10 protein-coding genes are annotated in these 13,685 nt (G+C 37.9%); 1 reads left to right on the top strand and 9 read right to left on the bottom strand.

Translation table 11 applies throughout. From position 1 onward, the window contains the following. Positions 1–3: 3 nt before the first annotated feature. From mreC to miaB, 9 genes are all read right to left on the bottom strand, one after another. Positions 4–870 (bottom strand): rod shape-determining protein MreC, encoded by an 867-nt coding sequence (mreC, locus tag OCV53_RS06775; protein ID WP_022375123.1) that lies wholly within the window; start codon positions 868–870, stop codon positions 4–6. 27 nt (positions 871–897) lie between these two features. Next, positions 898–1,854, bottom strand: coding sequence for a rod shape-determining protein (locus OCV53_RS06770; RefSeq protein WP_022375122.1), 957 nt, complete (start codon positions 1,852–1,854; stop codon positions 898–900). A gap of 11 nt (positions 1,855–1,865) precedes the next feature. After that, on the bottom strand, positions 1,866–2,564 hold the full coding sequence (gene radC / locus OCV53_RS06765) for a RadC family protein (protein WP_022375121.1): 699 nt from the start codon (positions 2,562–2,564) through the stop codon (positions 1,866–1,868). Positions 2,565–2,688: 124 nt separating this feature from the next. Then, a complete protein-coding gene (locus tag OCV53_RS06760) occupies positions 2,689–3,984 on the bottom strand; it encodes a methionine gamma-lyase family protein (RefSeq protein WP_055197293.1) in 1,296 nt (431 codons plus the stop codon). Beyond that, complete coding sequence (miaA, locus tag OCV53_RS06755; protein ID WP_055197291.1) at positions 3,956–4,918, bottom strand: tRNA (adenosine(37)-N6)-dimethylallyltransferase MiaA; 963 nt, start codon at positions 4,916–4,918, stop codon at positions 3,956–3,958. Before miaA ends, OCV53_RS06760 begins: the two co-directional genes overlap by 29 nt. A 4-nt stretch (positions 4,919–4,922) precedes the next feature. After that, positions 4,923–5,300, bottom strand: a complete 378-nt coding sequence (gene cdd, locus OCV53_RS06750) for a cytidine deaminase (protein ID WP_055197289.1) — start codon at positions 5,298–5,300, stop codon at positions 4,923–4,925. 24 nt (positions 5,301–5,324) lie between these two features. Beyond that, positions 5,325–7,307 carry a DNA mismatch repair endonuclease MutL gene (mutL, locus tag OCV53_RS06745; protein WP_055197287.1) on the bottom strand — a complete coding sequence of 661 codons (1,983 nt, stop codon included), beginning with the start codon at positions 7,305–7,307 and terminating at the stop codon, positions 5,325–5,327. 3 nt (positions 7,308–7,310) lie between these two features. Continuing rightward, positions 7,311–9,938 (bottom strand): DNA mismatch repair protein MutS, encoded by a 2,628-nt coding sequence (gene mutS, locus OCV53_RS06740; protein WP_055197285.1) that lies wholly within the window; start codon positions 9,936–9,938, stop codon positions 7,311–7,313. Further along, positions 9,931–11,343, bottom strand: coding sequence for a tRNA (N6-isopentenyl adenosine(37)-C2)-methylthiotransferase MiaB (miaB, locus tag OCV53_RS06735; protein ID WP_055197284.1), 1,413 nt, complete (start codon positions 11,341–11,343; stop codon positions 9,931–9,933). Before miaB ends, mutS begins: the two co-directional genes overlap by 8 nt. Before the next feature lie 314 nt (positions 11,344–11,657). Here miaB and OCV53_RS06730 point away from each other — a divergent pair, with 314 nt between their 5' ends. Then, entirely contained in the window at positions 11,658–13,340 is a 1,683-nt protein-coding gene (locus tag OCV53_RS06730; RefSeq protein WP_022375114.1) for a Na/Pi cotransporter family protein, read from the top strand. Positions 13,341–13,685: the final 345 nt, after the last annotated feature.

The following is a 13,685-nucleotide window of genomic DNA, read 5'->3' as shown; positions in this document are numbered from 1 at the left end:
CTGCTATTCCTTAGTTCCTGTATCGAGGTTCTCTGTTTTCTTAAGATCTGTGATAACTAATACTTCTTTTAAATGCTTAAAGTCAACGATCGGTGTAACCTTAGCTGTCTTTGTAAGTTTTGTAGAATCAAGCTTGATATCGGATACCTTTCCAATCGTGATTCCTTCATTAAATTTAGAACTTACATAAGATGTTACCAACTCATCTCCGTTCTTAACTTTCGCATCCTTACTGATATATACAACTTCCAGATATCCGTCTTCCATTGTATCAAGACTTCCATTTACAATGCAAGAATCATTCGTCTTTAAGAACATTGCACTGACCATGCTTGTGTCATTGATGATCGTTCGCACTTTTGCTGTATGTGCAGATACATCATAAACGATTCCTACCAGACCATTTCCTGCAATAACATTCATATCTTTTTTGAGGCCATCTTTGCTTCCTTTGTCGATCATAAATATATCAAACCAGTTTCCTGATCCTTTACTGATAACTCTAGCTCCGACTGTATGATATTTTTTGTATTTTTTCTTCAATTTCAGCAGATCCTGAAGTCGTTCTAATTCTACCTGATTCTGTTCAAGCACACGATTCTGCATCTTTAATGCATCAACTTTCTCCTGAAGCTTCTCATTCTCTGCTTTCAGTGCTTTCTTGCTTTTTGCCTTCTCATTCCATGAAAAAACAAAATTTCCGATGGAATTAGTGCCTTCCTGCATCGGTGATAAAACCGTAAAGAATACATTCTTTACCGGTGAGAGCACCCCTCCTGCAAAAACACTAATCCCTGCTAACAATCCACATATAACGATAAAGATTGCCAGCAGATGATTTGAATTAAATTTTTTCTTTTGCAATTTCATACATCTGTCCTCATTTCATCATTTACTTTATTTTAAATATGACTGCATTCCTAAAATTACATGATCTTGTGGTTCTGGTTTGATATGAACCGTTACCTTCAGTTCTTCTTTGATCCATTCTTCTGTCTTTGTAAATCCACAAGCTCCTCCAGATATATAGATTCCTTCATTCACAATATCAGTCGCAAGTTCCGGAGTGACAACCTCCAGTACCGCTTTTGCCTGCATACAGATCTCTCGAATCTGATCTCTTGCTTTCTCTTCCACAATTGCTGCCGGAATCTTTACTTCTTTTGGAAGTCCACTTACAATATCTCTTCCTTTTACAGAAATATCCTGCTGCGTCTCATTCTCGGCATATGCCATCTTTAATCGTCTTGCATTCTTCATACCGATCTCTAATTTGTAATTCTTCTTTACATAATCTTTGATCCACTCATCGATCTGATCCCCACCATATGGCAGTAATCTGCTTTCTACAATTCCGCCTAAGGAAATCACAGAAATTTCTGTTGTACCCGCCCCGATATCAATGATCATATTACCACATGGGGCTTCTACATCAATTCCGCTTCCAATCGCTGCAAGAATTGGTTTCTCTATCAGTTTGATATCCTTTACCTTTCCTGCGGCTTCCCATGCAAGATCATCAAATGCTCTCTTCTCTACATTTGTAATATCCACAGGTACAGCTATCACCAGCTCTGGCTTGTGTACTCTCTTAAAGTATCTATCAAGCACTGTTCCTAATAAATACCTCATATTTGTGTAATCTGAAATAACCCCATGTTCCATAGGTTTTATAACCCTCACACTATATGGCTGTTTCTCATACATATCAAATGCTTCATCTCCGATTGCTTTGACTTTATCATCTTCATCAAAAGCAATCATATTCTTAATCTTTAAAAATTCTTTCTTCTTTGTTGCAGCAATTCTTAAATGTCTGCTTCCTAGTTCAATTCCTAACTGTGTCGTTTTCATATTTCTGCTCCTTATATCATGTGTTCTTCCCGAAAACTTATATATGTTCTGTCTCCAATGATAATATGGTCACACAGTGGTATTCCAAGAAACTCTCCTGCTTCTTTCATGCGCTTTGTTGTGAGAATATCCTGCCTGCTTGGTGTTGGATCACCCGATGGATGATTATGGATCATTAGAACTGATACCGCTTCACACCGCAATGCCTCAAGAAATAGTTCTCTTGGCGAAGCCACTGTCTGATTTACCGTTCCTACAGAAACTTTAAGTTCTTTGATAACTTTATTTTTCCCATTAAAAAAGATTAAAATCATCTCTTCCCTGTTTAAATGCCGCATCTGTTCCATATAATAATCTGCAATCGATGACGGATCATGAAAACTTATCTTATCTTCTACTTTTGCCTGTGCTAATCGTTTGGATAATTCAGCAATGCATAAAATCTGCATTGCTTTTACTTTCCCGATTCCAGGTATCTTTTGTAATTCTTCTCTGGAAGTGTGACAGATTCCAAGAAGCCCTTCATAAAAAGGATTCATTGATAAAATCTGCTTAGAAAGATCCACCACTGTCAGATCTTTCGTTCCACTTCTTAAGACTACTGCCAGCAATTCTGCATCTGACAAAGCCTCTACTCCACTTTTTTCACACTTTTCATAGGGTCTTTCTGAAATTGGTAATTCCTTTAATGTCTGATGTTTTTTCTCCATATCTGATCCTTTCTACCGAAAAAATCCCAAAGATCAAAAACATTTCCCATTTATAAATTTTATCATAACTTTTCTTTTATGTATAGAAATCAAACCGTTGTTTTCCTTAAATTTTTCTTATTTCTTATACTTCTGGAATTTCAACTAACCCTTTTTCTTCCATTCTCTGTAGTGACATGATAATTCCGTATTTTGCATGAGGGTAAGTAAGCCCTCCCTGGAAATAAACCGCATATGGTTCTTTCATCGGTCCATCTGCACTTAATTCAATGGATGCACCAGATACAAATGTTCCTGCTGCCATAATGACCTGACTATCATATCCTGGCATATCCCATGGAATTGGCGTTACATGGCTGTCAATCGGAGATGCTTTCTGAATTCCCTCACAAAATGCAACCAGTTTCTCTGGATCATGAAATTCTACTGCCTGAATGATATCATGGCGTTCTTCTTTTCCATCTGGAATGACTTTAAATCCTAATTTCTCATAAAGGTTTGCTGCAAAAATTGCTCCTTTAACCGCTGCATTAACAACCGTTGGTGCCATAAAGAACCCTTGGATAAACTGACGGTTTACCCCTAGACTTGCTCCTACTTCCTTTCCAAGTCCCGGTGTTGTAAGTCTGTATGCACACTGTTCGATCAGGTCACTTCTTCCACAGATATAACCACCGATTGGTGCTAGTCCCCCACCCGGATTCTTGATCAGAGAACCAACAATCATATCGGCTCCAACTTCTGATGGTTCCTTTTCCTCCACAAATTCACCATAGCAGTTATCAACCATAACGATCAGATCTTTGTTGATCTCTTTTACAAATGCGATCGCTTCCCCGATCACATCAACCGATAATGTTGGTCTTGTAGCATATCCTTTGGATCTCTGGATATGAATCAGTTTCGTTTTGTCATTGATCGCATCTTTGATTCCTTCAAAATCAAAACTTCCATCTTCTAACAGATCTACCTGTGCATATGTAATCCCATATTCTTTCAGGGATCCTTTGGATTCACGGATTCCGATCACTTCTTCTAGTGTATCATATGGTTTTCCTGAAATAGCAAGAATTTCGTCTCCTGGACGTAAATTTGCGGATAATGCCAGACCTAATGCATGAGTTCCACATGTGATCTGTGGTCTTACAAGTGCATCTTCTGTTCCAAAAACATCGGCATACAAAGCTTCCACTGCTTCTCTTCCAGAATCATTATATCCATATCCTGTTGTACCACCCAAATGCATCTCTGCGATCTGGTGTTTCTGCATCGCATTTAATACCTTGATCTGATTTAACTGTGCGATCGCATCTAATTTTTCAAAACGGTCTTTTAACCCTTTTTCTACTTCTTGTGCGTAGTCGAAGACTTTCTCTTCGACTCCCATTTCCTTATAATAGTTCTTTAACTGATCCATCATAGATCCCCTTTTCTTTTAATATTGTAAGCATATATGTTAAAATCTCATCTTCTGATCCAAATTTTGACTTATCTACCATGACAACTTCTTTTTCTCTTCCAAACCAAGTCAGCTGGCGCTTTGCAAAATGTCTGGTGTCTTTCTTGATCAGATCGATCGTATCTTCTAGAGATAAATTTCCTTCCAGGTATTCAAATACCTGACGATATCCAATTCCCTGCATGGAAACCATCGTCTTTTCATAGCCTTCTTCTTTTAATTGTTTTACTTCATCGATCAAGCCTTGTTCTGCCATGATATCAACTCTTTTGTTGATTCTGTCATATAAGATATCTCTTTTATGATTTAATACAAAATAAGCAAAATTATATGGTGATGTCTTTGCTGCTTCTTTCTCATTGTGTTCTGAGATCGGATATCCATTTAATTTATAAAATTCTAATGCGCGGATCACTCGTTTGACATTATTTTTATGAATTTTTTCTGTAGACTTTGTATCAACTTGTTTTAACATCTCATACAGACTGTCATTTCCTTCTGTTTTTGCCTTTTCTTCCAATTGTCTTCTATATTCCTGATCTCCGTCTTCCTTTGTAAAATCAATATCATAAAGAAGACTTTGAATATAGAATCCTGTTCCACCGACGATCAGTGGAATCTTTCCTTTTGCATAGATTTCTTCTAATGCATCTTTTGCCATCTGCTGAAATCTTGCCACATGGAATTCTTCCCTTGGGTCAAGTTCATCCACAAGATAATGTTTGACCCCTTCCATCTCTTCTGGACGGATCTTCGCGGTTCCAATATCCATTTTCTTATAGACTTGCATGGAGTCTGCGGAAATGATCTCTGCATTTAAGATTTTTGCTAATCGGATCGATAACTCTGTTTTTCCAACCGCTGTCGGTCCTGTTAAAATTACCATTGGTTTCATCTATTTAAAATCCTTTCGGCATAAGTTCTGATAATCGATAAGTTTCAAATCCATCTGGACTTTGACAGATCACTTTGAGTTCTGGATTAAATTCATGCAGAAACTGTCGGCAGATCCCGCATGGATATACAGTTTCTTTGTCACTTCCATTGGATGCAATCGCAATCACTTCAAAATCATGGTATCCTTCGCTAACTGCTTTGACTGCTGCCGTTCTTTCTGCACAGATAGCCGCTCCATAAGAAGAATTCTCCACATTACATCCTGTAAATACTTTTCCTTCCTTTGTAAGAATTGCTGCTCCTACCTGAAATTTTGAATATGGTACATATGCTTTTTGTTTTGCTTTATCCGCAAGATTTAATAATTCCTGATCTGTCATGATATTTCCTCCTTATCTGGCTTCCTATACGATTCTTTTAAACTTCTTATCTATCTCATATTTACTCATTTTAATGATCGTCGGTCTTCCGTGTGGACACTGGTATGGATTCTCAAGTTTCATCAGTTCATCTAAGAGATGTTCCACCTCCATCAACGATACCCTCTGGTTTCCTTTGATCGACATCTTACATGCCATCGTTGCGATCTTACTTGCGATCACTTCAGTATCCATTATCCCGTTTTCCTGGCTCACAGCATCTAAAAGTTCCATAAATAAATCTCTTTCCCCAATTCCATAAAGATTTGCGGGAACTTCACGGATACAATATTCATTTCCACCAAAGGATTCTATCGTAAATCCTAAACCTGCGAATGCATCTTTGTATCTTTCTAATGCTTCTGCTTCCATCATGGAAACCGTTACTACCATTGGCGGCTCTAATCTCTGACTGTAGATTTCTTTTTCTTTAAAATTCTTCATCAGTCTTTCATAGTTCACCTTCTCATGTGCCGCATGCTGGTCCATAATGAATAACTGGTCTTCGTATTCGATCAGCCAGTAGGTCTTAAAGAGCTGTCCTAAGATCTTGCGGTCAGGTCTTGCCTGTACAGAAAAGACCGGATCTTCTCTTAATGTCATCTGGTTACTGCTTAATTCATCGGTCTTGTATTGCGGGAATTCTTTTTTCTGTGTGTTGTAGTTTAAGCCTGCGTAGGTTGGTTTCTTTGCGGTTTGAGATGATTCGCTCTTTAAACGATCTTGTTTCATACCCTCAGGCTTTGCCCTATGTCCTATTGAATTTGCTACAATTGACGACTTTTCAATCTGCTGCACACCTTGTCCTTGCTGATTCGTCTGACTTTGTCGCATCTGTGCAAAGTCTTTCATCGTCTGGTCCATCTTCTGAGTCTCTTCTTTCCTTCGATTTACCTCAAATGGCTCAGGCTTTTTCACTTCTTTTGTTTTCGGCTGTTCTTTCTTCTTCGGTGTTTCTCTTAATACATCCTGCACCAGATCTTTCTGAAGTAACGCCTCCCTGACTGTATCCACAACCAGTTCATAAATCTCTCTTCCATTGCGAAATCGTATCTCCATCTTCGTCGGATGGACATTGACATCCAATAATTCCTGATTAATCTTAAAATCAAGACACACAAACGGATATCTATGTTTCATCGTAAAAGTACGATATCCTTCTTCAATCGACTTGTAAATGATCGAGCTTTTGATATATCTTCCATTGATAAAATAGCTCTCATAATTTCTGTTGCCTCTGGAAACATAAGGTTTTGCGACAAATCCTGTCACTTTGACATCTTCACTTTGTGCTTGTACAGGAATTAACGCTCCTGCCACATCTCTTCCATAGATATGATAAATGATATCTTTAACTTTTCCATTTCCAGAAGTATAAATCTTATTCTTGTTATTATGAATAAATTTGAAGGAGATTTCGGGATGGCTTAGGGCAATGTGTACCATCATCTGTTCCACATATCCTGCTTCGGTTGTCGCACTCTTTAAGAACTTTCTTCTTGCTGGTGTATTATAAAACAGATTCTTTACAAGAAATGTCGTTCCATCGGGTGCTCCGATGTCATCAAAAGCTTCTTCCTCTCCTCCATAGATCTTATAGGATACTCCACTAAAACTTTCTGCTGTCTTTGTTACTAGTTCAACCTGTGCAACCGCACTGATACTTGATAATGCCTCTCCTCGAAATCCAAGAGAAGATACACTTAACAGATCTTCAACCGAACGGATCTTACTTGTTGCATGACGCAAAAATGCAGTCTTTACCTGATCTTTTGGAATTCCGATTCCATTATCTGTAACTCTTATTAACGTCATTCCGCCATCTTTGATCTCAACCGTGATCGCATTGGCATTGGCATCAACTGCATTTTCCACAAGTTCCTTTACAACAGAAGCTGGTCTCTCAATGACTTCTCCTGCTGCGATATTATCGATTGTCTTTTGATCCAGTAATTGTATCTTCGCCATAAATTACTCCTCGTTCTTTAACTTTTCCTGTAATACATACAGGTAATTTAATGCTTCCAGTGGTGTCATATCGGAAAGATCTTTTTCTCTTAGTTCTGCCATAAATGGATGTTCCATTGTTGGCTCATCACTTTCCCTGAAGAAGCTTAACTGTTCGGCCTCTCCATATGGCATGATGTCTTTAGCACCTGATGTCAGATCGTGTTCTTCCAGCTCTCTTGCGATCTCTTTTGCACGGTTGATCACTGCATCTGGTACTCCTGCAAGTTTCGCTACCTGAACTCCATAACTCTTGTCTGCACCGCCTTTTACGATCTTACGAAGGAATACGATATCGTCTCCCTGTTCTTTGACCGCAATACAGTAGTTATGTACACTGTCGATCTTACCTTCTAACTCTGTCAGTTCATGGTAATGTGTCGCAAACAGAGTTTTTGCACCAAGAAGCTTGGAATTACTGATATATTCCACAACTGCCCATGCAATAGACAGTCCGTCAAATGTACTGGTTCCTCGTCCAATCTCATCTAAGATCAGCAAGCTGTTTTTTGTCGCATTTCTTAAAATATTGGCAACTTCACTCATCTCAACCATAAATGTACTCTGTCCGGAAGCAAGATCATCAGATGCCCCGACTCTTGTAAAGATACGATCTACGATACCAATATTAGCTTTTGCCGCTGGTACAAAAGAACCAATCTGTGCCATTAACACGATCAGGGCAACCTGCCTCATATAGGTTGATTTACCTGCCATGTTTGGTCCCGTGATGATCGCGACACGATTCTTCTTATTGTCAAGGTATGTGTCATTAGAAATGAACATATCATTTGGAATCACCTGTTCTACAACCGGGTGTCTTCCATCTTTGATATCAATCGTTCCTCTTACATTTAATTTTGGACGCACAAAATGATTGCGTTCTGCGACATATGCAAAAGAGGCCATTGCATCAATCTGTGCGATCACATTGGCTGTTCTTGAGATTCTCTCCATCTCTCCTGCTAATGTTTCACGGATCGTAACATAAGTTTCATATTCTAATGCATACAGACGATCTTCAGATCCTAAGATCGTATCTGCCAGCTGGTTTAATTCTTCTGTTGTATATCGCTCAGAATTTGCCAGTGTCTGCTTACGAATATAATAATTGGGCACAAGATCTTTGTAAGAATTTGTTACATCCAAATAATACCCAAAAACTTTATTATATTTAATCTTCAGATTCTTGATTCCAGTTTTCTCTCGTTCTCTTTCCTCAAGTTCCATCAACCACTGTTTTCCTTCTGTTTTCGCACGTTTTAATTGATCAATATCATCTTTAAACCCTTCTTTGATGATTCCGCCTTCTTTGATCGCAAGCGGTGGTTCTTCAATAATGGAATCTTCTAACAGATCATGAATATCTTCTAATGGGTCTAAATCTTCTCTTAACCCTGATAATAGCGGATCTTTACATTCTTCAAGAATCGTTTTGATCGCTGGTAAAAGTTCCAATGATGTCTTAAATGCGATCATATCTCTTGGATTTGCTGTCTTATAACTTACTTTTGTCATCAGACGTTCCAGATCATAAATTGGATTTAAGTATTCTCTTAATTCTTCTCTCACAATCGTCTGATTCGTAAGTGTTGTGATTGCATCGTATCTCTCTTCGATCTTTTTCTTGTCAACCAATGGCTGCTCTACCATATTTCTTAACATTCTGGCTCCCATGGCTGTCTTTGTCTTATCTAATACCCATAAAAGGGAACCTTTTTTCTGTTTATCTCTTAATGTCTCGCACAGTTCTAAATTTCTGCGGCTGGAACTGTCAATGATCATAAATTCACTTGTCTCATATGCATCAATATGCATCAAATGATCTAAGGAACTTTTCTGTGTCTCATGCAGATATCCAAGTAATGCACCAGTTGCGATCACTCCCATTGGATAATCCACAAGTCCAAGACCTTCTAAATTTCCTACTTTAAACTGACGTTTGATCCGTTCTTCTGCCTGTTCTTCATCAAAATGATATGGCTCAATGCTTGAGATCACGATAGACATCTTATCTTTTAAATAATCAAAATCCATGCCACTGATCAGGAATGCATCATTGCAAATGATCTCTGCCGGCTCGAATTTAAAGATCTCATCTCGTACCTTTGCTAAACTGTCCATGGAGGTTGTTCTGAAATCTCCTGTTGTGACATCAACAAATGAGATTCCATAGCTTCCATCACTTGCAAAGATACACATCAGATAATTATTCTTCTCATCATCAAGACTCTGCTGTGAAATATTCGTTCCAGGTGTTACGATACGCACGATCTCTCTCTTTACGATCCCTTTTGCCTGGCTTGGGTCTTCCACCTGCTCACAGATTCCGACTTTGTATCCTTTTTCTACTAATTTATTTAAATAAGAATCTACAGCGTGATAAGGAACGCCACACATTGGTGCGCGCTCCTCAAGTCCACAGTTCTTTCCTGTTAATGTAATCTCTAATTCTTTGGATGCCGTCAGTGCATCATCAAAGAACATCTCGTAGAAATCTCCGAGGCGGTAGAATAAGATACAATCCTTATTCTCTTCTTTGATCTGCATATACTGCTGCATCATCGGTGTAAGTTTTCCTTTTTTAGCCATGGATCTGTTCTCCCATATAATAGAAACCTTTTTCCTCAACTAATTTGACATCGGCCATTGTACCGATCTGTTCTTTGCATCCTCTGAAATGAACTAACAGGTTATTTTCCAATCTTCCTGTTAACATTCCTTCTTCGTGTGTATTTTCCTCTTCGATCAGAACTCTCTCGATATCTCCTACTTTCTTCTTACAGTTCTTTGCTGATGTCTCTTTTAATAAGGCAAGAAGTCTATCAAAGCGGTCTTTGATGACATCTTTATCCACCTGATCCTCCATGCTTGCTGCTGGTGTTCCAGAACGTTTGGAATATACATATGTGTATGCACTGTCAAATCCGACTTCTCTTACAACATCTAATGTCTCTTCGAAGTCTTCTTCTGTCTCTCCAGGGAATCCTACGATAATATCTGTTGTAAATGATACTCCAGGGATTCTCTCCTGAATCTTCTTAGCTAATGCAATATACTGTTCTTTTGTATAGTGACGGTTCATCAATTTTAACAGACGGCTGCTACCTGACTGCATTGGAAGATGCATATGTTTACATACTTTCTTGCTTGTTGCCATCACTTCGATCAGCTCATCAGATAAATCCTTTGGATGTGGAGTCATAAAACGGATTCTTTCTAATCCTTCGACTTTTTCTACTTCTCTTAATAACTGGGCAAAAGACATTGGTTCCTCTAATGTCTTTCCGTAAGAGTTTACGTTCTGTCCAAGAAGCATAACCTCTTTGACTCCTTCTGATACTACCTGTTTTACTTCTTTAATGATATCTTCCGGCTTACGGCTTCTCTCTCTTCCTCTTACATATGGTACAATACAGTAACTACAGAAGTTATTACATCCATACATGATATTGACTCCACATTTGAATGAAAACTTACGGTCACTTGGAAGATCTTCCACAATCTGGTCTGTATTTTTCCAGATATCAACGATCATCCCCTTAGAATCAACTCTTGCTTTTAATAATTCAGCTAATTTGAAGATATTATGTGTTCCAAAAATGATATCTACGAATTTATAACTTGTACGGATTTTCTCAATGACATGTTCTTCCTGCATCATACATCCACATAATCCGATCATCATCTGTGGATTTCTTTCTTTCATCTTCTTAACCTGTCCTAAGTGTCCATATAACTTTGTATTGGCATTTTCACGGACAGTACATGTATTAAAAATTAAGAAGTCTGCATCTTCTGTCTCAACTTCTTCATATCCGATCGTTTCTAGGATTCCTAATAACTTTTCTGAATCTTTTTCATTCATCTGACAGCCAAATGTTGTTACATGGCATGTTAACTTACGTCCTAATTCTTCAGACTTTTTCTGAACCCATTTTTTCATTTCTTCCATATATTCGTACTGTCTTGACGACTCATTCTTTAACTGTTCCATTCTATTATTTCTCCTACTTTATCTAATTCATCTCTATTTTTACAGTATCTCTGATTATATCATGAATATTTTGCTTAGACAAATATTAATTTGCTGGTTTGATGACGTAATCGAAACCACTACCGGATGTGTATGGAGAATGTTACTGGCTGTAAACTGATGTTTTCTCAGACAGAAGATGTGAAGTTTGAATATTTCTATCTCATACATGCAACTCTATCACAAATCAAAATTTTTCTTGTCACATTGCCTCGTATAAAGTAAAATATAAGTAATATTTATGTTAAGTTATTGTTAAAAAGGAGAAATGTTGTATGGACTATACTATCATACTTGCTCTGATGGGAGGCCTTGGCCTCTTTCTTTATGGAATGAAACTGATGAGCGATGGACTTGAGAAAGCTGCCGGTGCCAAACTTCGCCGGATTCTTGAAATATTTACTACAAACCGTTTGACCGGTATGTTAGTCGGTATCTTTTTTACCGCAGTCATTCAGTCCTCCAGTGCTGCTACTGTTATGGTAGTAAGCTTTGTAAATGCTGGGCTTATGAACTTATCTCAGGCTGCCGGAGTTATCCTTGGTGCCAATATCGGTACTACTGTTACTTCTCAGCTTGTATCTTTTAATCTTTCTGAGATCGCACCTGTCTTTTTGATGGCTGGTGTTATCATGGTATTATTTATGAATAATCCTACGGTTCAGAAAATTGGAGAAGTTGTTCTTGGATTTGGTGTTTTATTTATGGGATTAACTTCCATGTCAAGTGCTATGTCTGTGTTAAAAGATTCACCATTGATCACGTCTTATCTTCAGACACTTGATAACCATTTCCTTGGAGTTTTATTTGGATTTATCATGACTGCGATCTTACAGAGTTCTTCAGTCACTGTAAGTATCGTTTTGTTAATGGCCTCACAGGGATTATTAAGCCTTCCGATCTGTTTCTTTATTATCCTTGGATGTAATATGGGATCTTGTGTATCTGCATTACTTGCCAGCTTAAGTGGTAATAAGGGTGCGAAACGTGCTGCGATGATCCATTTCTTATTTAACGTATTTGGAAGTATCATCATCTTTACAGGACTTAGTATCGCACTTGAGCCTATTACTAACTTCTTCTTAAGTATTTCCGGTGGAAATCTTGGACGAAGTGTTGCAAATGCACATACAACATTTAAGATCATTGAAGTATTATTCATGTTCCCATGTACACCTTTAGTTGTTGCATTAACTGAGAAGATCATTCCTGGAGAAGATCAAAAAGTACATCATAATGAATTACAGTACATCACAGAGATTTCCTTAAAATCTCCTGCAACTATGATTCCTCAGGCTAAGAATGAATTAAAACGTATGGCAGATATGGCACAGGAGAATCTGGATCGTTCCATCAAAGGATTTTTAAATCAGTCTGATGAATATCTGAATAAGATTTATCACAGAGAAGAAGACATCAACAATGTCAGCCATGCGATTACAGATTATCTGGTAAAATCAAACCAGTTATCTTTGCCTTTGGCCGATCAGAAGATTTTAGGTTCCATGTTCTATGTAGTCAATGATATTGAACGAATTGGAGATCACGCAGAGAACTTTGCTGATTATACAAAGACCGAATTAAAACATAATACTGGTCTTACTGGCGATGCAAAAGAGGAAATCAAAAAAATGTATGAAGCTGTCTCTAAACTGTTAAAACTTTCTTTAGAAAGTTTTATGGCTCAGGATGGTGTGAACACACAAGAAGATAAACTTGCTGAGATTGCTGCTTTGGAAGCTTCCATCGATAAGATGGAACGCCGCTACCAGAAGCATCATATCAAACGTCTTGCCAAAGGTGACTGTGAGCCAAGAGCTGGTTTATTATTCTCTGATATGCTTTCTGAATTAGAGCGTATCGCTGATCATAGTGTCAATATCGCATACTCTATGAGCGACGAAGATGAAGATGAAATGCTTGCTGCTGAGAATGAGGCCCTCGCTACGAATAATTAATTTCAATCGAATCAAAAAATATATAAATGATAAAAAAAGAATCCGCAAACCAAAGATACATAAAGTATCGAAAGGTTTGCGGATTCTTTTTAGTAGCTGTACACCCAATCCGAATGTATATCACATAATAATAACAAGATCGGCAGTGCAAGATACTTAATTGCCGCTAGTGTGAAATATACAAAATGTGGAAGAAAAATATTGCCTTTAAATTTTCCAATGATGTTTTGTATAGAGTTCTGACTGATATAGCTTCTTCATAAGGCATTCTCCTTCCTGTCCGTCCTTATTTTTGTTTCAAATCCTATCCCTCTTTCCTTTTTATAATTCTATTTATGATCCTTC

Source organism: Anaerostipes amylophilus, assembly GCF_025567365.1.
GTDB classification, from domain to species: domain Bacteria; phylum Bacillota; class Clostridia; order Lachnospirales; family Lachnospiraceae; genus Anaerostipes; species Anaerostipes amylophilus.
Note: the sequence above shows the minus strand (reverse complement) of the source record. Positions and strands in the feature narration are given on the sequence as shown.

Coding starts and splice junctions, on each gene's coding strand:
- mreC (WP_022375123.1), bottom strand. CDS start 870: ATGAAATTGCAAAAGAAAAAATTTAATTCAAATCATCTGCTGGCAATC.
- mutL (WP_055197287.1), bottom strand. CDS start 7,307: ATGGCGAAGATACAATTACTGGATCAAAAGACAATCGATAATATCGCA.
- OCV53_RS06770 (WP_022375122.1), bottom strand. CDS start 1,854: ATGAAAACGACACAGTTAGGAATTGAACTAGGAAGCAGACATTTAAGA.
- OCV53_RS06760 (WP_055197293.1), bottom strand. CDS start 3,984: ATGATGGATCAGTTAAAGAACTATTATAAGGAAATGGGAGTCGAAGAG.
- radC (WP_022375121.1), bottom strand. CDS start 2,564: ATGGAGAAAAAACATCAGACATTAAAGGAATTACCAATTTCAGAAAGA.
- miaA (WP_055197291.1), bottom strand. CDS start 4,918: ATGAAACCAATGGTAATTTTAACAGGACCGACAGCGGTTGGAAAAACA.
- OCV53_RS06730 (WP_022375114.1), top strand. CDS start 11,658: ATGGACTATACTATCATACTTGCTCTGATGGGAGGCCTTGGCCTCTTT.
- cdd (WP_055197289.1), bottom strand. CDS start 5,300: ATGACAGATCAGGAATTATTAAATCTTGCGGATAAAGCAAAACAAAAA.
- mutS (WP_055197285.1), bottom strand. CDS start 9,938: ATGGCTAAAAAAGGAAAACTTACACCGATGATGCAGCAGTATATGCAG.
- miaB (WP_055197284.1), bottom strand. CDS start 11,343: ATGGAACAGTTAAAGAATGAGTCGTCAAGACAGTACGAATATATGGAA.